Source organism: Pseudoflavonifractor sp. MSJ-37 (genome assembly GCF_018917965.1).
Lineage (GTDB): Bacteria > Bacillota > Clostridia > Oscillospirales > Oscillospiraceae > Pseudoflavonifractor_A.
Genome location: NZ_JAHLPP010000001.1, coordinates 370,213 through 390,274 on the forward strand (window position 1 = coordinate 370,213; position 20,062 = coordinate 390,274).

Sequence of the window (20,062 nt, forward strand, 5' to 3'; positions counted from 1 at the left end):
CAAGAGCGGAGGACCGTTCTGTGCAGGATTTTTTTCGAGAGGAGGGCGGGCCATGTCCGTCATTGGGATCGTTGCTGAATATGATCCGTTCCACACCGGCCATGCGTGGCATATCCACCAGACTCGCCAGTCTTTGGACGGAGACGGACCGGTGGTCTGCGTCATGAGCGGGAACTGGGTCCAGCGGGGCGGGCCGGCCTCCACGGACAAATGGAGCCGGGCGGCCCGGGCCGTCCGGGGCGGAGCGGATCTGGTGCTGGAGCTCCCCACCGTGTGGGCCTGTGCCTCAGCGGAGCCCTTCGCCCGGGGAGCCATTAGCATCCTGGCTGGCTCCGGAGTGGTGGACAGCCTCTCCTTCGGCAGTGAGACCGGGGAGCTGGAGCCCCTCCGCCGGGCGGCGGACGCATTGGAGGGGAGGGCCTTCCGGGAGGCCCTCCAGCGGCAGGTCCGGACGGGACAGTCCTTCCCGGCAGCCCGGCAGGCGGCGCTGGAGGAGCTCCTGGGCCCTGCGGGGGCGGAGCCTCTGTCCCGGCCCAATGACAGTCTGGGGATCGAGTACCTGCGGGCCGTCCCGGCGGGATGGACCGTCCGGACGGTCCCGCGGAGAGGCGCGGCCCATGGCGAAGGCCCTGCGGCGGGCTTCGCCTCGGCGTCCCACCTGCGGGACTGCCTCCGGGCGGGGGAGCCGGACCGGGCGGCCCCCTATCTCACCGAGCCATGGACCGGACCGGTCAGCGACTGGGGACGCTGTGCCCCGGTGCTGATGGACCGGGTGCGGACCATGAGCGTGGCGGACTGGGCGGCCCTGCCGGACAGCGGAGCGGCGGAGGGGCTGCCGGAACGGCTGGTCCGGTGTGGACGGACGGCCCGCTCGCCGGAGGAGTTCCTGATGCTGGCCAAGACCCGGCGCTATGCCCATGCGCGCCTCCGGCGTCTGCTGGTCTGGGCCTTTTTGGGGCTCCGGGCGGCGGACCGGCCGGAAGTCCCCCTCTATCTGCGTCCGCTGGCCTTCAACGGCCGGGGCCGGGCCCTGCTGGGGGAGATGAAGCGCCGGGCCTCCCTGCCCATCCTCACCAAGCCCGCCCATATCCGGGACTTGTCCCCGGAGGCACAGGCCCTGTTCGCGCTGGAGGAGCGCTGTACCGACCGCTTTGGCCTGTGTCTGCCCGACCTGCCCCCCTGCGGGGAGGAGCTGAGACGCGGTCCGGTGGTCCTGCCATGAAAGAACGGCCCGCCCCTGTTGGAAGAGACAGGGGCGGGCCGCGTTTCTGAGGAGCGAAGCTCACTGGATGTGGACGTGGTCATTGATATGGTCCTGACAATAGCAGTAGTAGCCGTTGCACTTGGAGCAGTAGCGGAACTCCATGTCGGGATAGTCGGTGTCGGTCTTGCCGCAGACGGCGCACTTGTGGATATGACCCTTCTTCTGCTGGGCCTCCCGGGCGGCCTTGCGGAAGTTGACGGTCTGGGCGGAGCGCTGATACTGGACCTGACGGCGGTTCCGCTTCAGCAGGTCGGTGATGTCCGACCAGAAAAAGAGAAAGTAGTTCAGGATCGCGACCAGCGGCAGGAGGGCGCCCACCAGGTCCAAGGACAGGAGACTGCTCAGCACGCCCCAGGCGAAGAGGGCCGCGTCGAACCAGGCCAGCCACTTCACCTTGATGGGGATGATGTAGAACAGCAGGACCTGCAGATCCGGATACAGAGTGGCGAAGGCGAAGAAGAGAGACAAATTCACATACTGCATAGTCACGAGCGTGAGGCCGCCGGACAGGAGCCCCAGGACCATGCCTACCACCACGTTCAGGATCAGGCCAAGGCCGTAGAACACGGTGAATTTCGTGGTGCCCCACTCCCGTTCCAGCGAGGAGCCGATGAACCAGTAGAAGTACAGCTCCAGCAGGAGGAAGATGCCGTTGTTAGAGGGGACGAACACGAAGGTGACCAGCCGCCAGACCTGTCCCCGCAGGACATAGGCGGGCACGAAAGCCAGCAGGGAGGAGAGAGACAGGCCTCTGCTGAACATATCCAGCAGGTAGACCAGGACGTTCCCCGCCACGATGATGGTCATCAGGTCAGGGATGCCGAGCCGGGGGTGCTTCATGCAGAAGCGGTCCAGCCAAGTGTCGATCGAGCGCAAATGGATGACCTCCTAAAATATCGGATGTAATGGATCTCTGTGCCCTCTATCCTATCACAGAAACGGGATGAAAAACCGAACGATCTGTGAATTTTTTGTGGGAAACATTTGAACGGATCATTTCAGGACTTTGCGGATCATCTGCTTCATCCGGGGCGTGAGCGCCTTGGCCGCCATCCGGTAGGGGAGGGGCGGCAGAGAGAGGAAGTCCTTCTCGGTCTCGGCGAAGGGCCGGGCCCGGAAAGAGGCGAAGAAGGCGTTCCGCTTGGCATTGGCCTTCAGGGGGGAAGCCAGACGGGGGTTCCCGGCCACAGCCTCGGCCAGAGGGCGCTCTACCTGACCGAAGCGGGGAGCGAGCTTCTGGAACAGTGCCTCGCCCTTGGGAGAGTCCACCAGGACCATAGAGATGCCCTTGTCCCGATCGACCGGGAGAGAGAGCTTGGGGTCCAGGCCCCAGTAGTCCGCCAGTGTGAAGTCAGCGGGGCGGCTGGTGTTCGTATACCGGCATTGGGGACAGGAGGGCCGCAGGAAGAGCTGCATCCCGAAGCCCCGGCCGTAGCCGGTGTGGTTGAAGTCCTCCGTATAGACTGAGCCGTCGGCGAAGGAGGCAGTGAAATAGGGGTGGGACCAGCCGTGGGATTTGTCCTTGAAGCGGACGCCGGTGACCTGGGCGCCGCCGTGGGTCTCCTCCAGACGGTCCAGATACGCCCGGAACACCGCCGGGGAGGGCACGCCATGGCACACCAGATCGCAGGTGACCAGTCCGTCATAGTCCTTCCCCAGATACCGCCGCAGACCGTCGATCTGGCAGGGCACGCCGGAGAAGAGGACCGGCACGCCCTGCTCCAGCAGGTCTCTGGCCTGCCGGAAGGAGCTGCCCAGGTCGCTCTGGACATACTTGGAGCCCCGCATGGGGGCCAGCTCCGCCTCTGTGCGGGCGCAGACGTGGCGGGCGGTCATGGTCTCGTCCAGCACGGTGCCGAACACCGCGCCGCCCTGCTCCAGTGTCCAGTGGGCCAGCAGGGAGAAGAAGCCTCCGGAGGAGGAGCGGAGCCGTTCGTCCTCATCGGCGTTCCAGACGGCGTGGACCCGCTCCGGCGCCGGACCTGCCGGGCGGGGGTGGAGGATGGGGCAGGTCTGCTCACACTTATGGCAGAGGACGCAGGCGTCGGACACGGCGGGTCGCAGGAAGCCCTCATGGTCGGGGACCATGGAGATGGCCCCGGTGGGACAGATGGAGGCGCAGGCGGTACAGCCAGTGCAGAGGGAGGAGGCGCAGAGGACCGGACGCTTCCTGCCCGCCTCCGGGACCTCCTCCGGCCGCTCCGGGGGGAGAGCAGAGCCTTCCACGGCGGCCTTGAGATAGGCCAGAGAGTCGGACCGTGCCTCGGCCAGCCTCGCGTGGATGGCGGCGTAGTCCATGGGGGCGTCCACCGGGGCGGTGGAGTCCAGCCCCACGATCCGGTCGGCACAGCCCAGCCGGGAGAGGAGGCTGTAGATCCGGGACCAGGTGGGGTCGGCCCGCTCCTTGGGGGACATGGAGGTGAAGAAGGGACGGTCGAACTGGAGGGAGAACACCGAGCCGTGGAAGGAGTTGGTACATACGCAGGCGGCGTGTTGGAACAGGCCCAGGAACTCCCGGGGACCGGCGTCGAACACCAGTTCCTTCGCGCCGGGGATCTTCCGGCGCGCGCCGGCCAGCTGGACGATGGGCCAGCCGGTGCGCTCAGACAGGGCCTGTGCGTAGGGAGCCACCTCGCCTGGGTCGGAGACGAAGTAGCAGAGGATATAGGGGCCCTGCTCCTTAGGGGGGAGAGCCAGCTCGCCCCACTGTTCGGCGGTCAGCAGGAGGGTGGGGTCCAGCACCACCCGGGCGTCCCGGCCGGCGACCTCCCGGATCAGCACCTGCCCCCGCTTCTCCCGGGCGGACAGGGCGTCGAAGGAGGCCAGATAGCCCTTGAACTGCGCGTCATAGGGCGGCGGGAGCACAGGGGTACCAAGGCTGGGGGCGTAGGCGATCTTCCGGCCCTGCCTCACGAAGTCCAGCAGGAAGGCGGGCTCGAACTGCTTGTCGGCGAAGATATTGGGGTTCCAGATCTGATCGCTGCCCGCCACATAGACGTCATAGGCGGGGGGATCCTCCTTCAGCTGCCGGAAGGAGGTGTACTGCCTGGGACTCAGGACCATCTGCTCCGCCACGAAGGCGTTGAACCGGTCATAGCGGGCCTTGAAGGCGGGATAGTGCAGGGCGGTGTGGGCGTCGGAGGCCATGGCCCGGACCGAGCGGGACTTTTTGAACAGCTCATTGGTCCGGGTGGTGTGGGGCAGACGGAAGTCAATGATCTCGCACTCGTGCCCCAGCCCCTGGATGGCCCGCATGGTGGCGTAGGCCTGAAGCTGTGCCCCATAGTGGTGGGCGAAGTGGAAGGTGATGAGACCGGTTTTCATGATGGACATGTCACTCCCAAGAACGTTCTCCGCAGACAGCGGGACGGCCGGATGGGCAGATCCCGGATGCCGGCAGTCGGATGGTCCCTCCAGTATACCATGATCGGAGCAGGGGCTTCAAGACCGGCGCCGGGGCGGTCAAGAGAAAAAATATGGTACACGACCGGAAGATGTGATATACTATCCTCGTATGCCCATACAGAGGGGCATGCCGTTCAGATCCCATATCACTCGATACATATGGAGGGAAGAAGATTGAACATCCTGTACAGCATCCTCTTGGGCATCATCCAGGGCGTGGCGGAGTTCCTGCCGATCTCCAGCTCCGGGCATCTGGTGCTCTTCCAGACCTTTTTCGCGTTCAAGGACACGGATTCCATGCTCTTCAACGTCCTGCTGCACCTGGGCACCCTGGTGTCGGTGTGCATCTACTACCGCAAGGACATATGGGAGATGATCCGGGAGTTCTTCCAGTGGATCGCCGCCCTGATCCATCGGGACGGGAAGGAGGCCGGACGGCCCACGCCCGCCCGCCGGATGATCGTCCTCATCATCGTGGCGACCCTGCCCCTGTTCGTGGTCGTGCCGGTGAAGAAGTGGATGGAGGCGACCCTCTCCACCAACATGACCGTATCGGTCGCCCTGCTGATCACCGGCTGTCTGCTGTACTTCTCCGACCGGATGGCCAAGGGACATAAGAATGCCAAGACCGCCACCGTGGTGGACGCCCTGGTCGTGGGCGCGGCTCAGGCCGTGGGCACGATCCCGGGCATCTCCCGGTCCGGCATCACGATCTCCGCCGGCCTGTTCCGGGGCTTCGACCGGAAGTTCGCGGTGCGCTTCTCCTTCCTCATGAGCCTGCCCGCCGTGCTGGGCGCCAACGTGCTGGAGATCGGCGACGCCGTGGCTCAGGGCATCGACCCCAAGGTACTGCCCGTCTATCTGATCGGCGTGGCGGTGGCCGCCGTAGTGGGCTATCTGTCCATCCGGCTGGTGTCCCTGCTCTCCGACAAGGGCAAATTCGGCATGTTCGCCTATTACTGCTGGGTGGTGGGCCTCGGCTCCCTCATCGCCGGGATCATCGTGCCCCTGTTCAGCAAGTGACCGGCACACGACCTAAAACGATCTAGAAAGGAATGGACTCCATGGCCACTGCACCGAAAAAGACCTCCGGCGGGAAACGGTCCGCCTCCTCCAGCGGGAAGCGGACCGCGTCCTCCGGGACCAGCCGGACCCGCTCCGGGGGAGGAGGGAGCCGGAAGAAGCCGTCCGCCCCGGCCCCCCGGCCCTTCCGGCGGGAGGTGGGGGCCCTCGTCTGCCTGCTGCTGGCCGTGTTCGCGGCCCTGGGCTATTTCCATGTCCAGGCCCTGTTCATCGACTTTTTCGGGAAGCTGGCCAAGGGCCTGATCGGCTACGGCTATTATCTCCTGCCTCCGGCCCTGCTGGGGGCCAGCGGGATCCTGGCCTTCCATCGGGGGCGCCCGGTCCGTCTGCGGGTGTGGTGTGTCCTGCTCCTGCCCGTGCTGTTCGGCGCGCTCCTGCACCTGTTTTTGGCCAAGGGCCCCTTCGCCTGGAACGCCTCCCTTCTGAAGGACCTGTGGGCCCAGGGCGAGGCCGTCCAGTGCGGCGGCGCGCTCAGCGGCCTGATCGCCATGGCCCTCCAGACCGTGTTCAGCAAAGCGGGGGCCTGCGTGGTGTTCGTGATCGGCGGGGCCGCGCTTGGGATGGGGGCCCTCCATGTGACCCCCGCCGACATCGCGGACTATCTCCGGGACCGTCCGGAATATGAAGAGGAGGAGCTCCCGCCCCGCCGGAGCAGAGAGCAGGCCCATGCCCGTCGGGAGCGCGGCCGGACCTCGGACATCGACATCCCTGTGGATGACGGCCCGCTGGTGGGGAAGGAGCCGCCCAACGATCCCATCTTCCAGCGGAAGGGCAAATTCTTCAACAAGAAGCCCTCGGTGCCCACTCCGGACCAGATCCTCACCGGCGAGGGCCGTGCCGAGCCCTCGGAGCACACGGTGCCCGGCATGAGCAAGCCGGAGCCGGTCACCGTCCCAGAGCCGGAGAAGGCGGTCCAGGAGCCGCCCGTCCGTCCGTCCGAGCCCGTCGTGGAGCCGGAGGAGGAGCACGCCGCTCCGGCCACGGAGGAGCCCAAGCCTCCCTTCGGCCTGTTCCGTGCCGCGCCGGAACCGTCCGTCCGGGAGGAGCCCCATCCAGCCCCCGAGCCGGAGGATCTGGCGGGACCGGAGCCCTTCCCGCCGGAGGAGCCGGAGCCGGTCCGTCCCTCCATGCCCCCCATGCCGCCGGTGCCGGAGATCCAGCGGGAGCCCGCTGTGGGCCAGCCCCAGTCCAAGGCCGCTAGGGCGGAGGAGCAGGCCCGGGCCGCGGCCGAGATGAGTCAGGCCATCGAGCAGGGCATGGCCGCCGGGAACGAAGGGGAGCAGTACCAGTACCCTCCCATCGACCTGCTGGATCAGAGCAGCGGCATATCCGCCGGAGACGTGGCCGGGGAACTGCGGTCCAACCAGATGGAGCTGGCCTCCACGATCCAGTCCTTCGGCATCGACGCCACCATCGTGGACGCGGTCCGGGGGCCCTCCGTCACCCGGTATGAGCTGGAACTGGCCCAGGGCGTGCGCATGAACAAGCTCACCAACCTGACCGACGATATCGCGCTGGCACTGGGCGCCACCGGTGTCCGGATCGCCGCCATCCCGGACAAGAAGTCCATGGTGGGCATCGAGGTGCCCAACAAGCTGGTGGCCCCGGTGGGCATCCGGGACGTGATCGACTCCAGAGAGTTCCGGGAGAGTCCCTCCAAGGTCTCCTTCGCCGTGGGCAAGGACATCAGCAACCGCTGTGTGGTCTGCAACATCGGTAAGCTGCCCCACCTGCTGATCGCCGGCACCACCGGTTCCGGCAAGTCCGTGTGTACCAACTCCCTGATCGTCTCCCTGCTGTACAAGGCCACTCCGGAGGAGGTCCGGCTGATCATGGTGGACCCCAAGATGGTGGAGCTGGGCATCTACAACGGCATCCCCCATCTGCTGATCCCCGTGGTCACCGACCCCAAGAAGGCGGCCGGAGCTCTCCAGTGGGCCGTGGTGGAGATGATGAAGCGCTACAAGGCCTTCTCCGAGGTGGGCACGCGGGACCTGAAGTCCTACAACGCCCTGGCTGAGCGGACCGAGGGCATGAAGAAGATGCCCTCGGTGGTGGTGGTCATCGACGAGCTGGCCGACCTGATGCTGGTGGCGGCGAAAGAGGTGGAAGAGTCCATCTGCCGGGTGGCCCAGATGGGCCGCGCCGCCGGGATGCACCTGATCATCGCCACCCAGCGGCCCTCCGCCGACGTGATCACCGGCCTGATGAAGGCCAACATCCCCAGCCGGATCGCCTTCGCGGTGCAGTCCTCTCTGGACTCCCGCATCATCCTGGACAACACCGGCGCGGAGAAGCTGGTGGGCCGGGGCGATATGCTCTACTTCCCACTGGGCTCCGGCAAGCCCCAGCGGATCCAGGGCTGCTTCATCTCGGACGAGGAGGTGGCCCGGGTGGTGGAGTTCGTCAAGCGCAGCGGCACCGCCGACTACGACGAGGAGGTCCTCCACCAGATCGAACAGAACGCGGCCGCCAAGGACAAGAGCGGCAAGAACAGCGGCGGCGCCGATATGCCGGACGACAGCGACAGTGAGGAGTACGACGAGCTCCTGCCCAACGCCATCGAGGTGGTGGTGGAGTCCGGCATGGCCTCCGTCTCCATGCTCCAGCGGCGGCTGAAGCTGGGCTACTCCCGGGCCGCCCGTCTGGTGGACCAGATGGAGGAGAAGGGCGTGGTCGGTCCCTTCGAGGGCTCCAAGCCCCGGCAGGTGCTGATCTCCAAGGCCCAGTGGCAAGAGATGAAATACCGGCAGAACATGCCCGCCGGCGCGCCTCCCCTGGCCGACGAGCCGGTCCCGGAAGAGCTGGAGTTCGAGCGGGACGCCATCGAGCAGGGCCCGCCCCCCTTCGATATGGACGACTGTTGATCAGCTGGTCCATGGGCTGGATGATCGTCGTCCGCCCCCTTCGATATGGACGACTGGACCGCATGGAAAAAGGTCCCGGAGCGATCGGAACGCTCCGGGACCTTTCTGTATGCAGGGAAGACCTCAGCTCCGGTGGAAGATCACCGGGGGACGGCGGTCAGGGGCTGCCGTCACGGGCTTGGTGGGATAGCCCAGGGTCAGGGTGGACACCAGCTCATAGGAGTCGGGCACGCCGTACTCCTTCTTGAAGGCGTCGGAGGCGAAGTAGTACTCCGCGAAGCCGATCCAGCAGCTCTCGATGCCCATGCTCCGGGCGGCCATCATGATGTTGGAGGCGGCCAGAGTGCAGTCATAGACATGATAGTGGGCAGCGGTGTCGCCGTAGACGATCACGAGGGAAGAGGCGTGGTTGAGCACGCTGAAATTAGGGTCCTCCAGCCCCTTCTGATACTGCTGGAGGTGGGGATAGTCCTCCAGATGGGCCAGCAGGTCGGCCTTGATGACCTGGTTCAGCCGCTCGATCTCGTCCTTGTCCTGGATGACCACGAAGCCCCAGGGCTGCGTGTTGTTTCCGGTGGCAGCCATGGTGCCCAGACGGAGGAGCTGGTCCATGGTCTCGGGGGAGACGGGCTGGTCCGTGTAGCTCCGGACACTGCGGCGGGTGGAAATGGCAGAGATGACGTCCATTACGATCGTTCCTTTCGATGTTCATGGTCAGGGCAAACAGACGCGGGGCTGGATCCCAGTGCCATGACCTTTGGGTATGTTCGTATTATACGACTTGGACCATGGTCCAAGTCAAGCGCTTTTTGAGAAAAGTGTCTGCGCCAGACGGACGATCATATGACGGGATAACGTCATTATATCGAAAATGACATGGCATTTTTCCTGCAATATCATATCTTTGAATAAAGTACCGGGGCCGTTGGAGATGGGGCGGGACTATGATATAATGGGTCGGCCCGAGGGCGGAAGACCGATCCCTGCGGGCCAAAACTATCATGAAATAAGGAAGGACAGACACGAATGAAGCGAAATATCCTGGCCCTGTCTCTCGCTCTGGCCATGGGCGCCAGCCTGACCGCCTGCGGCGGCGGCTCCAGCTCCACCCCCGCCCCCTCCGCCAGCACCGCCGTCGAGCCCACCGCCTCTCAGGCGGCCGCTCCTGAGCTCTCCGGCACCATGAAGGTCGTCGCCACCGGCGACATCTACGGCCCCCTGTTCGAGCAGTTCACCGCCGACACCGGCGTGGACGTGGAGTACATCTCCATGTCCTCCGGCGAGGTGCTCTCCAAGCTCCGCGCCGAGGGCGGCACTCCCTCCGCGGACCTGTGGTTCGGCGGCGGCATCGATGCCTTCATGAGCGCCAAGGACGACGGCCTGCTGGAGCAGGTGCAGTTCGACGCGGCCGAGGACCTGGATCCCACCTATCGGGACGCTGACGGCTACTGGTACTCCAAGGGCATCACCATCGTGGGCTTCCTGCTGAACAACGGCCTGATGAAGGATCTGGGCCTCACCGATCCCACCAGCTGGGCGGACCTGACCGACAGCCAGTACGCCGGTGAGATCGTCATGTCCAACCCCGCCGTGTCCGGCACCAACTACGCCGTGGTCAACGCCCTGCTCCAGAGCCTGGGCGACGAGGAGGGCTGGAACTACTTCACCGCTCTGAACGACAATATCGCCTACTATGGCAAGCGTGGTTCCGACCCCAAGAACAAGGTGACTTCCGATGAGTTTGCCATCGGCATCACCTACATCGACCGGAGCATCGAGGCCCTCACCGAGGAGAACGACGTCTCCATCGTGTACCCCACCGACGGCATCCCCTGGGTCCCCGAGGGAGTGGCCGTGTTCAAGAACGCGGACAACGTGGACGCCGCCAAGTACTTCGTGGAGTGGCTGTTCAGCAATGACGACCACCTCCGTACGCTGGCCGAGCTGGAGCAGAAGGACGGCTCCAAGCTGATCAAGCCCAGCCTGGAGGGCGTGGAGCTGAGCTATGACCCCTCCATCCTGATGAAGGAGGACCTGTCCCAGTTCGGCGCTCAGCGCGAGGACATCCTGGCCAAGTTCGAGACCCTGATGGGCGACAAGGCCAATGTGGCCGATGAATAAGCCTGCTTTCCAAAGCAGAGGGAAAAGGGTCTCCTCCAAGGAGGCCCTTTTTCGCATCGGTGAAGGCGTGGACAAGCTGGTGCTCCTCTTCCTGCTTGGGAGCGTATGCCTCTTCGTCCTGTGGCCCATGACCTGCATCCTGCTGCGCAGTCTGCACCTCTCCGGCGGGGACGGCTTCACTCTGTCCTCCTATGTCCAGGTGTGGACCAAATACCAGAGCGCCCTGCGCAACAGCTTGTTCATCGGCATAGTGTCCGCTCTGCTCTGCACCCTGTTCTCCGTGTCGGCGGCGGTGTTTCTGTCCACCCGGCGGGGATGGATGAAGGGACTGTGCATGGCGGTCCTGCTGGTGTGTATGGTGTCGCCGCCCTTCGTCTCCTCGCTGGCCTATATCCAGCTATACGGACGGCGCGGGTGGATCACCTACCGCCTACTGGGCCTGAGCTGGGACCCCTATAACAGCTGGGGCGTCATCTGGATGCAGGCGCTCTCCTTCGTGCCCATGAACGCCCTGTTCCTGATCGGCATCCTCAGCAAGCTGGACGGCGGGAGCCTCCGGGCGGCGCGGGACCTGGGCGCCCGTCCGGGAGCCATCCTCCGGGACGTAGTGCTCCCCCTGATGCGGCCAGGCATCCTGGTGTGCCTCCTGCTGTCCTTCGTCCGGTCCTTGGCGGATTTCGGCACGCCGGTGATCATCGGCGGCCGTTCCACCACGCTGGCGGCGGAGATCTATCTCCAGGTGGTGGGCTACTCTGATCTGGAGAAGTCCTCGGCCATGAACATGTTCCTGCTGGTGCCGTCCATCGCCTTCTTCTTCCTGTACCGGGCGCTCATGCGTCGGTCCGACCGGCTCACCGAGGGGGCCAGAGGGAAGCAGGAGAGCCTGTCCCTGCCGCTGTTCCGGTGCGGCCCTCTGGGCTGGCTGGCCGTGGCCATGAGCCTGCTCTTCTTCGTGATGATGACGCTCCAGTACGGATGCATCTTCCTCTCCGGCTTCCTGAAGAGCACCAAGGGCGTCTATTCCTTCACACTGAAGTACTGGCATCAGCTGTGGACGATCAGTGGCTCCACCATGGTCCGGAGCGTCATCTACTCTCTGATCGTCTCTCTGGGCGGCACCCTGTTCGCCATGCTCTTCGCCTATTACATGGAGCGGCGGCGGGTGCCCGGGCGGAGCCTGTTCGACTGCCTGGTGACCCTACCCTATATGCTGCCGGGCACCTGCTTCGGCATCGGCTATATCCTGGCTTTCAACCATGCCCCCCTGAAGCTGACGGGGACGGCGCTGATCGTGATGGCCAACATGATGTTCAAGCAGCTCCCCACCTCCACCAAGATCTGCTCGGCCTCCCTGACGCAGGTGCCGGTCTATCTGGAGAAGGCGGCCCGGGACTTGGGCGGCGGCCAGATGGCCGTGGTGCGAGACGTGATCCTGCCGGGCCTTCGGCCGGCGTTCCTGAGCTGCTTCGTGTACAATTTCTCCAGCAGCATGACCACCGCCGGGTCCATCATCTTCCTGATCGACCCGGGCAGACAGCTGGCGGTGTTCAAGCTGTTCGACGCGGTATATACTGGGGACTATGCCCTGGCCTCGCTGATCGCCAGCGCCATCACGGTGATCGTCCTGGCGGTGGAGGGCCTGGTGTTCCTGATCAGTTGGAAGGGGGCGGCACGCCGTGTATCTTGAGCTATCCCATCTGAACAAGCGTTTCGAGGACCGGGAGGTGGTCAAGGACCTCTCCTTCGGTCTGGAACGGGGCGAACTGCTGTGCATCCTGGGCTCCTCCGGGTGCGGCAAGACCACCACTCTGAACATGATCGGCGGGTTCCTCCGGCCGGACGGAGGGCAGATCCTGCTGGACGGGGAGGACATCACCGACCTGCCGCCGGAGCGGCGGCCTGTGACCACTGTGTTCCAGTCCTACGGCCTTTTTCCCCACATGACGGTGCTCCAGAACGTGACCTATGGGCTGAAGTTCCAGGGCTGTCCCAGGGCAGAGGCCCGGAAGAAGGGGCTGCGCTATCTGGAGATGGTGGGCCTGAAGGACTACGCCGCCGCCCGGATCCATGAGATCAGCGGCGGAGAGCAGCAGCGGGTGGCCCTGGCCCGGGCCCTGATCGTGGAGCCCAAGCTCTGCCTGCTGGATGAGCCGTTCTCCAATCTGGACGCGGCCCTGCGGGTGAAGATGCGCCGGGAGCTGAAAACGCTCCAGCGGGATCTGGACATGACTATGGTGTTCGTCACCCACGATCAGGAGGAGGCCATGATCCTGTCCGACCACATGGCCATCATGAGGGAGGGACGGCTGATCCAATACGACCGGCCCATGGAGATCTATCATCATCCCGCCGATGCCTTCGTGGCCCGCTTCCTGGGCGTGAAGGATCTGATCTGGGAGCCGGATGGCCGGCTCCTGAAGGTCATCCGGGACGGCGGAGCGGAATGAGAAGAGGATAGCACAGTCCGAAAAAGTCATCGCTGAAACGATATCAGGAGGCGCTTCGATATGCTGGTAGATATGCATCTGCACGAAAAGACCTGTTCCTCCGACAGCTTCCTCAGCCTGGAGGAGATCGTCACGATCGCCCGGGCCAGAGGGCTGGACGCGGTGTGCATCACAGACCACGACAGCATGGGCCTGCGGGACTATGCGGCGGAGTACAGCCGGAAGGTGGGCTTCCCCATCTTCGTGGGAGTGGAGTTCTTCTCCCTCCAGGGGGACATCACCGCATGGGGCATCGAGAACTTCCCGGACCACCGGATCGACGCCCAGCCGTTCATCGACCAGGTGAACGCCGCGGGGGGCTTCTGCGTGTCCTGCCATCCGTTCCGGAACAACAAGAGGGGGCTGGAGGAACACCTGCGGAAGGTGAAGGGGCTCCACGGTGTGGAGGTCCTCAACGGGAGTACGGATCTGGAGGCCAACCGGACCGCTCTGCGGTACTGCCGGGAGCTGGGGCTCCAGGCCATCGGCGCCAGCGACGCCCATGTGCCGGAGAACGTGGCCAAGTATGTCACATGGCTCCCAGAGCGGGTGGATGACTTGACCGACTTCCTGGCCCAGCTCCATAGCTGTACCACTAAGCCCGCCATCTGGAACGGCTCTGCCTACGATGTGGTGGAGACCTTCTGAGACATCTGGATGAAACAAGAGTCCCGCACGGCAGTGAGCCATGCGGGACTCGTTCGCTTTTTTTGGGGGGCGTTTTTAGCGCTTGCGGGCGGGAGCGGAGTGGAGGCTCCGGCCGAACGCGGCCTCGACGGCCTCGGTCAGGCCTTCCACGAAGGTAGGATGAGGACGGACCGGGGAGAGGAGCTGCTCGGCCGTCAGGCCCAGCGTCACAGCGGTGTTCAGCTCGCTGATGATGTCGGTGGCCCGGTGGCAGAGGAGCTGGGCGCCCAGCAGGACATGGGTGTCGGCATGGAACACCACCTTCATGAAGGTGCGTCCGCCGCCCTCGATGACGGTACGGCCGTTGCCGCCCATGACGTACTTGCCCACCAGAGTGGGGATGCCCTGAGCCTTGCACTCGTCGGCGGTCAAGCCGGTCTGCGCGATCTCGGGGCTGGTGTACACACAGGAGGGGATGGGAGCGCAGGCCCGCTCAGCGTCGTGGCCGTAGAGCATCTCCACGGCGCGGGTGCCCTCGGCCTCGGCCTTGTGGGCCAGTTGGATGCCGCCGATCACATCGCCGATGGCCAGGATGGAGGGGATGGAGCTCTGATATTTCTCATCGACCACGATCATGCCGCGGTCAAGCTCCACCTCCACGCCGTCGAACAGGCCGGCGGTATTGGCGCGGCGGCCCATAGCGGCCAGGACAGTGGGGGCCACAGCGGCCTTCTCCTCGTCTTTATAGGTGAAGTGGACGGTGATCTGATCGCCGTCTTTGGTCAGGCTGGAGACCTTGGCGGAGGTGTAGATCTCTACGCCCTGCTTCTTCAGCTGCATAGTGACGGCCTGAGAGATCTCCCGGTCCAGATTGGCCAGGATGCGCTCCAGAGCCTCCACGATGATGATATGGGTGCCCATGGCGGCCCACACAGTGGCCAGCTCCACGCCGATGACGCCGCCGCCGATGATGACCATGGTGTCGCGGGGGGTGATGTCGTCCAGCAGCTCATCGCTGGTCACCACACCGGGCAGGTCCAGACCGGGGATCGGGGGACGGGAGGGGATGGAACCGGCGGCCACCAGGATGTTGGCGGCCTCATAGGTCTGGCCGCCGGCCTTGACGGTGTTGGGGCCGGTGATGACGGCCTTCTCAGCGACCAGATCGATCTTATTGCCCTTGAACAGGAAGGCATAACCGTCCCGCAGGGTCTCTACCACCTGGGTCTTGCGGGCGGCCAGACCGGCCCAGTCAGGCTCCACGCTGCCCAGAGACACGCCGGGGACGCCCTCCTTCAGCTCCTGATAGAGCTGGGAGGAGTGCATGAGGGCCTTGGTGGGGATACAGCCGCGGTTCAGGCAGGTGCCGCCGGGCTCACGGGACTCGAAGATAGCCACTTTCTTGCCGAGCTGGGCGGCCTTGACCGCGGCGGCGAAGCCGCCGGGGCCGGCGCCGATGACGAGCAGATCGTATTCCATGATGATAGACCTCCTGAAAAATCGAAGTTCGTAGAAAAAGCGGCGTCCGCCGGAGCGGACGCCGCTTTGCGGTCGGATAGACGCGGTCTCAGGATGAGACGAGCTTAGGCGCCGAACTCGTAGCGGACCACGGGATGACGGGCAGCCTTGGTCTCATCGGGACGGCCGATGACCGTGTGATGAGGCGCGGCGTGGCAGGCGGCGGGGTCCTCCTTGGCAGTCTTGAGGATCTCAGCCATGACGGCGCAGGCCTCGTCCAGCGTCTCGCGGGACTCGGTCTCGGTGGGCTCGAACATGAGCGCCTCGTGGACGATGAGGGGGAAGTACATCGTAGGCGGATGGATGCCGTGGTCGAGCATGCTCTTGGCCACGTCCAGCGCGGACACGCCGGTCTCCTTCTTGAGCTCCGCCAGATCCAGAACGAACTCATGCATGCAGATGCCGGGATAGGCGGCGATATAGCCGGCCTCTTCCATCTTCTTCTTCATGTAGTTGGCGTTCAGGACGGCGGTCTGAGCGGCCTCACGGACGCCGGAGTTGCCCAGAGTCATCAGGTAGGCAACGGCGCGTAGGACCACCAGGAAATTGCCGTAGAACATCTTCACCTGGCCGATGGACTGAGCGGAAGGCTCCTCACCCAGCGTGGAGGCGGGCAGGAAAGGCTTCAAGATCTCCTTGCAGCCAACGGCGCCGGAGCCGGGGCCGCCGCCGCCGTGCGGCGTGGAGAAAGTCTTGTGCAGGTTCAGGTGGCACACATCGAAGCCCATGTCACCGGGACGGGCCACGCCCATGACGGCATTCAGGTTGGCGCCGTCATAGTAGCACAGGCCGCCCGCGTCGTGGACGATCTTCGTGATCTCCAGGATGTTCTTATCGAACTTGCCGACCGTGTTGGGGTTGGTCAGCATCAGGCCCGCGGTGTCAGGGCCAACGACCGCGCGGAGGGCGTCCAGATCCACCATGCCGTCGGCAGTGGAGGTGATGGAGCAGACCTCGAAACCGCACATGGCGGCGGTGGCGGGGTTGGTGCCGTGAGCGGAGTCGGGGACGATGATCTTCTTCCGAGCGTGGTCGCCGCGGGACTCGTGGTAAGCCTTGATCAGCAGGACGCCGGTGAACTCGCCATGGGCGCCGGCGGCGGGCTGGAAGGTCATGTCGTCCATGCCGGTGATGCCGCACAGATACTTCCGGGCCAGAGAGTACACAGTCTCACAGCCGGAGACGGTGTGCTTGGGCTGGAGGGGATGGATATCGGTGAAGCCGGACAGGGCGGCGATGGACTCGTTGACCTTGGGGTTGTACTTCATGGTGCAGGAGCCCAGAGGATAGAAGCCGTCGCACACACCGAAGGAGCGGCGGGCCAGAGCGTTGTAGTGACGGGAGAGGTCGTTCTCGCTGACCTCGGGGAGCCGGGGGGCGGAAGCACGCTTGAAGGAGGCGGGGATGTCAGCCTTGGGCACTTCCTTAGTGGGGTCCAGACCCACAGTGGTCTTGTAGGGGGTCAGGACCTTGTTGCCGCGGCCGGGCTTACTCAGCTCAAAGATCGTTTTCATTTTCCGTACGCCTCCTTGATGACGGCCACAGCCTCGTCCAGGTCGGCCTTGGTGCAGTACTCCGTGACGCACCACAGCACGCCCTCCTTGACGGGCAGTCCGCCCAGAATGCCCTTCTGCTCCAGGAAGCAGAGGACACGGTCGGCCTCAGGGAGCGTGGTGACGAACTCATGGAAGAACTCGCCGGGATGGACGAGCTCGATGCCGTCGATCTTGCACAGCTCGGAAGCCAGATAGTGGGCCTTGGCATAGCACTGGTCGCCCACCTCAGCCAGACCCACAGGGCCCATCTCCGCCAGATAGACGGAGGCGGTCAGGGCGCACAGCGCCTGGTTGGAGCAGATGTTGGAGCTGGCCTTCTCGCGGCGGATGTGCTGCTCACGGGCCTGCATGGTCAGGACGAAGGCGCGCTCGCCCTTGTCATCGGTGGTCTCGCCCACGATGCGGCCGGGCAGCTTGCGCATCATCGCGGTGGTGCAGGCCATGTAGCCCAGATAGGGACCGCCCCAGGCCAGAGGCATGCCCAGAGGCTGGGCCTCGCCAACGGCGATGTCCGCGCCGTACTCGCGCTGGCTCTTCAGCACGCCCAGAGTGGCGGGGTTGGAGCCGATGATGTACTTGGCACCGGCGGCATGGACGATCTCGCCCAGCTCGTCGCAGTCCTCCAGTTGGCCGTAGAAGTTGGGCTGCTGGACATAGAAGCAGGCGGAATCGTCGGCCAGGAGGGACTTCAGGGCCTCCTTATCGGTGACGCCGTCCTTGGAGGGCACCACGATGACCTCGGTGTTGGAACCGAAGGAGTAGGTCTTGATGACGGACAGAGCGTCGGGATGCACGGTCTCGGAGACCAGCACCTTGGAGCGCTTGCGGTCCCTGCACATGGCAGTGGCCTCGGCGGCGGCGGTGCCGCCGTCATAGACAGAGGCGTTGGACACGTCCATGCCAGTCAGCTCGCAGATCATGGTCTGATACTCGAAGATGGACTGGAGGATGCCCTGGCTGACCTCGGCCTGATAGGGGGTGTAGGCGGTGACGAAGATCTCGTTGCGGCAGATCTGGGTCACGGCGGAGGGAATATAATGGCGCTCGGCGCCGGCGCCCCGCAGGATGGTGCGGAAGCGGGTGTTATGCTTCGCCAGGGACTCCATGGTCCGGCTGATCTCCAGTTCGGACTTGGGCGCGGGGAGGTCCAGGGGACCATGGATCATGACCTCAGCGGGAACGTCCGCGTAGAGATCGTCCATGGACTTCAAGCCCAGGCTCTCCACCATCGCCTGTCGCTCTTCCGGAGTAGAGCACAGATAACTGGACATCAGATCACTCCTTCTCGGCGGCGCAGTGAGCCTCGTAAGCGGCGGCATCCAGCAGCTCCTCGGTCTCGGACACGTCCTTGACCTTGATGAACCAGGCGCCGTAAGGATCGCTGTTGACCTTGGCGGGATCGTCCAGCAGCTCCTCGTTCACGGCCTCGACGACGCCGGACACGGGGGAGAGGACATCGGACACGGCCTTGACGGACTCGACGTCGGAGAAGGCATCGCCCACGGAGACGGAGTCGCCCTCCTGGGGCAGGTTGACGAACACGATGTCGCCCAGCTCGTTCTGAGCGAAGTCGGTGACGCCGATGACATAGGAGTCGCCCTCCTGGCGGACCCACTCGTGAGACTTAGCGTACTTCAGATCGGAAGGGATGTTCATGATGATGATCTCCTTTATATCGAATATTTTTATCGTTTTGGGTAAGACTATATCGATGCTGTGGTCCGAAAGGGATCACTGAGCACGCTTGTAGAAGCAGGACTTGGTGACCTCGCACTCGACCTTGCGGCCGCGGACGTCCACCAGGACCTTGGTGCCGGGCTCCTTATACTCCACGGGGACGATGGCCACGCCCACGGCGGCGCCGATGTAGGGGCAGTGAGTGCCGGAGGTGACGAAGCCGATCTTCTTGTCGCCGTCGTACACGTCGCAGTGCTCGCGGATGATACCGCGGCCAGTGACCTTCAGGCCGACCTTGCGGCGGGAGACGGGACGGGCCTTCTCCAGAGCGGCCTTGCCGATGAAGCTGGGCTTGTCCATCTTGACGAAGATGCCCAAGACGGCCTCGTAGGGGTTGATCTCAGCGGACAGTTCATGGCCGTACAGAGGCATGCCGGCCTCCAGGCGCAGGGTGTCGCGGGCGCCCAGACCGCAGGGGATCAGGCCCTCGTCCTTGCCGGCCTCCAGCAGCTTGTTCCACAGAGCGGGCGCGTCAGCGGAAGCGCAATAGATCTCGAAGCCGTCCTCACCGGTGTAGCCGGTGCGGGACACGATGGCCTTGATGCCGTCCACATCGCCGTTGGCGATGAAGGTGTAGTTGCCGGAGGGGATGGTCTTGGAGAGCTTGGAGAGGATGGCCTCGGCCTTGGGGCCCTGCAGGGCCACCTGCGCCACCTGATCGGAGATGTTCTCCATGGTGCAGTCGCCGGTGAGATGCTCGCCGATCCACTTGGCGTCCTTCTCGCAGTTGGCCGCGTTGACCACGATGAGATAGGCCTCATCGGAGCACTTGTAGACGATCAGATCGTCCACCACGCCGCCGTCATCATAGCACATCAGGCTGTAGCGGGCATAGCCGTCCTTCAGGTCGGTGTAGTCGTTGGTCAGCAACTCGTTGAGGTTCTTCAGGGCGTCCTTGCCGCGCAGGATCAGCTCGCCCATGTGGGACACGTCGAACAGACCGCAGGCCGTACGGACCGCCATGTGCTCGGCGACCACGCCGCTGTACTGGACCGGCAGGAGCCAGCCGGCAAAGGGCACGATCTTGCCGCCGGCGGCGACGTGACAGTCATAAAGAGGGGTTTTCTTCTCCATGGTTCAAGACCTCCTATAAAAAGTCATACTTGAGATTTTGAAAAACATACCAGGGGTCGAAGATATGCATGAAAAAGGCGTATGGAGCCACTGCGGCACCATACGCCTCTGTCATGACCTGAAAGTTTCCCCCATCCGGGATGGGGTTGCCTCGTCGGTGCAGGGAGAGATCCCTGCTTTCCAGAGCCTCGTCAGCGGCCGATCCTTTTGCCTGAGAGCTTTTCTCGTGTTTCCCCTTCGGCGGTGTATGCTATACACGCTCTCTCGGCCGCGTCATCCGACTATATAGACTTCATCTATAAAAACTGCTTGAACTATCGGGAC

General features: G+C 64.3%; 15 protein-coding genes and 1 riboswitch. Of the genes, 7 read left to right on the forward strand and 8 right to left on the reverse strand.

The window, feature by feature from the left end; genetic code table 11:
• The first annotated feature begins 52 nt into the window (after window positions 1–52).
• Complete coding sequence (locus KQI12_RS01690) at window positions 53–1,222, forward strand: nucleotidyltransferase family protein (RefSeq protein WP_216570169.1); 1,170 nt, start codon at window positions 53–55, stop codon at window positions 1,220–1,222.
• A gap of 60 nt (window positions 1,223–1,282) precedes the next feature.
• Here the strand turns inward: KQI12_RS01690 and KQI12_RS01695 are convergent, their stop codons facing one another.
• Window positions 1,283–2,140, reverse strand: coding sequence for a rhomboid family intramembrane serine protease (locus tag KQI12_RS01695; RefSeq protein ID WP_253290762.1), 858 nt, complete (start codon window positions 2,138–2,140; stop codon window positions 1,283–1,285).
• Between the two features lie 117 nt (window positions 2,141–2,257).
• The gene (locus tag KQI12_RS01700) at window positions 2,258–4,588 is read right to left on the reverse strand and encodes a polysaccharide pyruvyl transferase family protein (protein ID WP_216570170.1); all 2,331 of its coding nucleotides are present in this window, start codon (window positions 4,586–4,588) and stop codon (window positions 2,258–2,260) included.
• A 255-nt stretch (window positions 4,589–4,843) separates the two neighbouring features.
• Here KQI12_RS01700 and KQI12_RS01705 point away from each other — a divergent pair, with 255 nt between their 5' ends.
• Both KQI12_RS01705 and KQI12_RS01710 read left to right on the forward strand, forming a co-directional pair.
• Window positions 4,844–5,692 (forward strand): undecaprenyl-diphosphate phosphatase, encoded by an 849-nt coding sequence (locus tag KQI12_RS01705; protein ID WP_253290763.1) that lies wholly within the window; start codon window positions 4,844–4,846, stop codon window positions 5,690–5,692.
• Between the two features lie 41 nt (window positions 5,693–5,733).
• On the forward strand, window positions 5,734–8,619 hold the full coding sequence (locus tag KQI12_RS01710) for a DNA translocase FtsK (RefSeq protein WP_253290764.1): 2,886 nt from the start codon (window positions 5,734–5,736) through the stop codon (window positions 8,617–8,619).
• A 123-nt stretch (window positions 8,620–8,742) separates the two neighbouring features.
• Here the strand turns inward: KQI12_RS01710 and KQI12_RS01715 are convergent, their stop codons facing one another.
• Window positions 8,743–9,306, reverse strand: coding sequence for a nitroreductase family protein (locus KQI12_RS01715; RefSeq protein ID WP_216570173.1), 564 nt, complete (start codon window positions 9,304–9,306; stop codon window positions 8,743–8,745).
• 339 nt (window positions 9,307–9,645) lie between these two features.
• Between KQI12_RS01715 and KQI12_RS01720 the strand changes: the two genes are divergently transcribed.
• The 4 genes from KQI12_RS01720 to KQI12_RS01735 are packed head-to-tail and all read left to right on the forward strand — an operon-like array spanning window position 9,646 to window position 13,874.
• Window positions 9,646–10,740 (forward strand): ABC transporter substrate-binding protein, encoded by a 1,095-nt coding sequence (locus KQI12_RS01720; protein WP_216570174.1) that lies wholly within the window; start codon window positions 9,646–9,648, stop codon window positions 10,738–10,740.
• A complete protein-coding gene (locus KQI12_RS01725) occupies window positions 10,733–12,427 on the forward strand; it encodes an iron ABC transporter permease (protein WP_253290765.1) in 1,695 nt (564 codons plus the stop codon). The genes KQI12_RS01720 and KQI12_RS01725 overlap by 8 nt, the downstream gene beginning before the upstream one ends.
• A complete protein-coding gene (locus tag KQI12_RS01730; protein WP_216570176.1) occupies window positions 12,417–13,187 on the forward strand; it encodes an ABC transporter ATP-binding protein in 771 nt (256 codons plus the stop codon). The genes KQI12_RS01725 and KQI12_RS01730 overlap by 11 nt, the downstream gene beginning before the upstream one ends.
• A 60-nt stretch (window positions 13,188–13,247) precedes the next feature.
• A complete protein-coding gene (locus tag KQI12_RS01735; protein WP_216570177.1) occupies window positions 13,248–13,874 on the forward strand; it encodes a PHP domain-containing protein in 627 nt (208 codons plus the stop codon).
• 75 nt (window positions 13,875–13,949) lie between these two features.
• On the opposite strand, the gene lpdA is transcribed toward KQI12_RS01735, so the two are convergent.
• From lpdA to gcvT, 5 genes are all read right to left on the reverse strand, one after another.
• A complete protein-coding gene (gene lpdA / locus KQI12_RS01740; protein WP_216570179.1) occupies window positions 13,950–15,332 on the reverse strand; it encodes a dihydrolipoyl dehydrogenase in 1,383 nt (460 codons plus the stop codon).
• 104 nt (window positions 15,333–15,436) lie between these two features.
• On the reverse strand, window positions 15,437–16,885 hold the full coding sequence (gcvPB, locus tag KQI12_RS01745) for an aminomethyl-transferring glycine dehydrogenase subunit GcvPB (protein WP_216570181.1): 1,449 nt from the start codon (window positions 16,883–16,885) through the stop codon (window positions 15,437–15,439).
• Window positions 16,882–18,198, reverse strand: coding sequence for an aminomethyl-transferring glycine dehydrogenase subunit GcvPA (gene gcvPA, locus KQI12_RS01750; RefSeq protein ID WP_216570183.1), 1,317 nt, complete (start codon window positions 18,196–18,198; stop codon window positions 16,882–16,884). The genes gcvPB and gcvPA overlap by 4 nt, the downstream gene beginning before the upstream one ends.
• Before the next feature lie 4 nt (window positions 18,199–18,202).
• Window positions 18,203–18,583: a glycine cleavage system protein GcvH gene (gcvH, locus tag KQI12_RS01755; RefSeq protein WP_216570184.1), complete on the reverse strand. Its 381-nt coding sequence runs from the start codon at window positions 18,581–18,583 to the stop codon at window positions 18,203–18,205.
• Between the two features lie 75 nt (window positions 18,584–18,658).
• Window positions 18,659–19,738: a glycine cleavage system aminomethyltransferase GcvT gene (gene gcvT, locus KQI12_RS01760; protein ID WP_216570185.1), complete on the reverse strand. Its 1,080-nt coding sequence runs from the start codon at window positions 19,736–19,738 to the stop codon at window positions 18,659–18,661.
• A gap of 189 nt (window positions 19,739–19,927) precedes the next feature.
• Window positions 19,928–20,015, reverse strand: a riboswitch (glycine riboswitch).
• Window positions 20,016–20,062: the final 47 nt, after the last annotated feature.

What these genes read in the sequence shown, in the direction of transcription:
- KQI12_RS01690 (WP_216570169.1), top strand. Translation starts at nt 53, where the DNA reads ATGTCCGTCATTGGGATCGTTGCTGAATATGATCCGTTCCACACCGGC.
- KQI12_RS01700 (WP_216570170.1), bottom strand. Translation starts at nt 4,588, where the DNA reads ATGAAAACCGGTCTCATCACCTTCCACTTCGCCCACCACTATGGGGCA.
- KQI12_RS01710 (WP_253290764.1), top strand. Translation starts at nt 5,734, where the DNA reads ATGGCCACTGCACCGAAAAAGACCTCCGGCGGGAAACGGTCCGCCTCC.
- KQI12_RS01715 (WP_216570173.1), bottom strand. Translation starts at nt 9,306, where the DNA reads ATGGACGTCATCTCTGCCATTTCCACCCGCCGCAGTGTCCGGAGCTAC.
- KQI12_RS01720 (WP_216570174.1), top strand. Translation starts at nt 9,646, where the DNA reads ATGAAGCGAAATATCCTGGCCCTGTCTCTCGCTCTGGCCATGGGCGCC.
- KQI12_RS01725 (WP_253290765.1), top strand. Translation starts at nt 10,733, where the DNA reads ATGAATAAGCCTGCTTTCCAAAGCAGAGGGAAAAGGGTCTCCTCCAAG.
- KQI12_RS01735 (WP_216570177.1), top strand. Translation starts at nt 13,248, where the DNA reads ATGCTGGTAGATATGCATCTGCACGAAAAGACCTGTTCCTCCGACAGC.
- lpdA (WP_216570179.1), bottom strand. Translation starts at nt 15,332, where the DNA reads ATGGAATACGATCTGCTCGTCATCGGCGCCGGCCCCGGCGGCTTCGCC.
- gcvPB (WP_216570181.1), bottom strand. Translation starts at nt 16,885, where the DNA reads ATGAAAACGATCTTTGAGCTGAGTAAGCCCGGCCGCGGCAACAAGGTC.
- gcvPA (WP_216570183.1), bottom strand. Translation starts at nt 18,198, where the DNA reads ATGTCCAGTTATCTGTGCTCTACTCCGGAAGAGCGACAGGCGATGGTG.
- gcvH (WP_216570184.1), bottom strand. Translation starts at nt 18,583, where the DNA reads ATGAACATCCCTTCCGATCTGAAGTACGCTAAGTCTCACGAGTGGGTC.
- gcvT (WP_216570185.1), bottom strand. Translation starts at nt 19,738, where the DNA reads ATGGAGAAGAAAACCCCTCTTTATGACTGTCACGTCGCCGCCGGCGGC.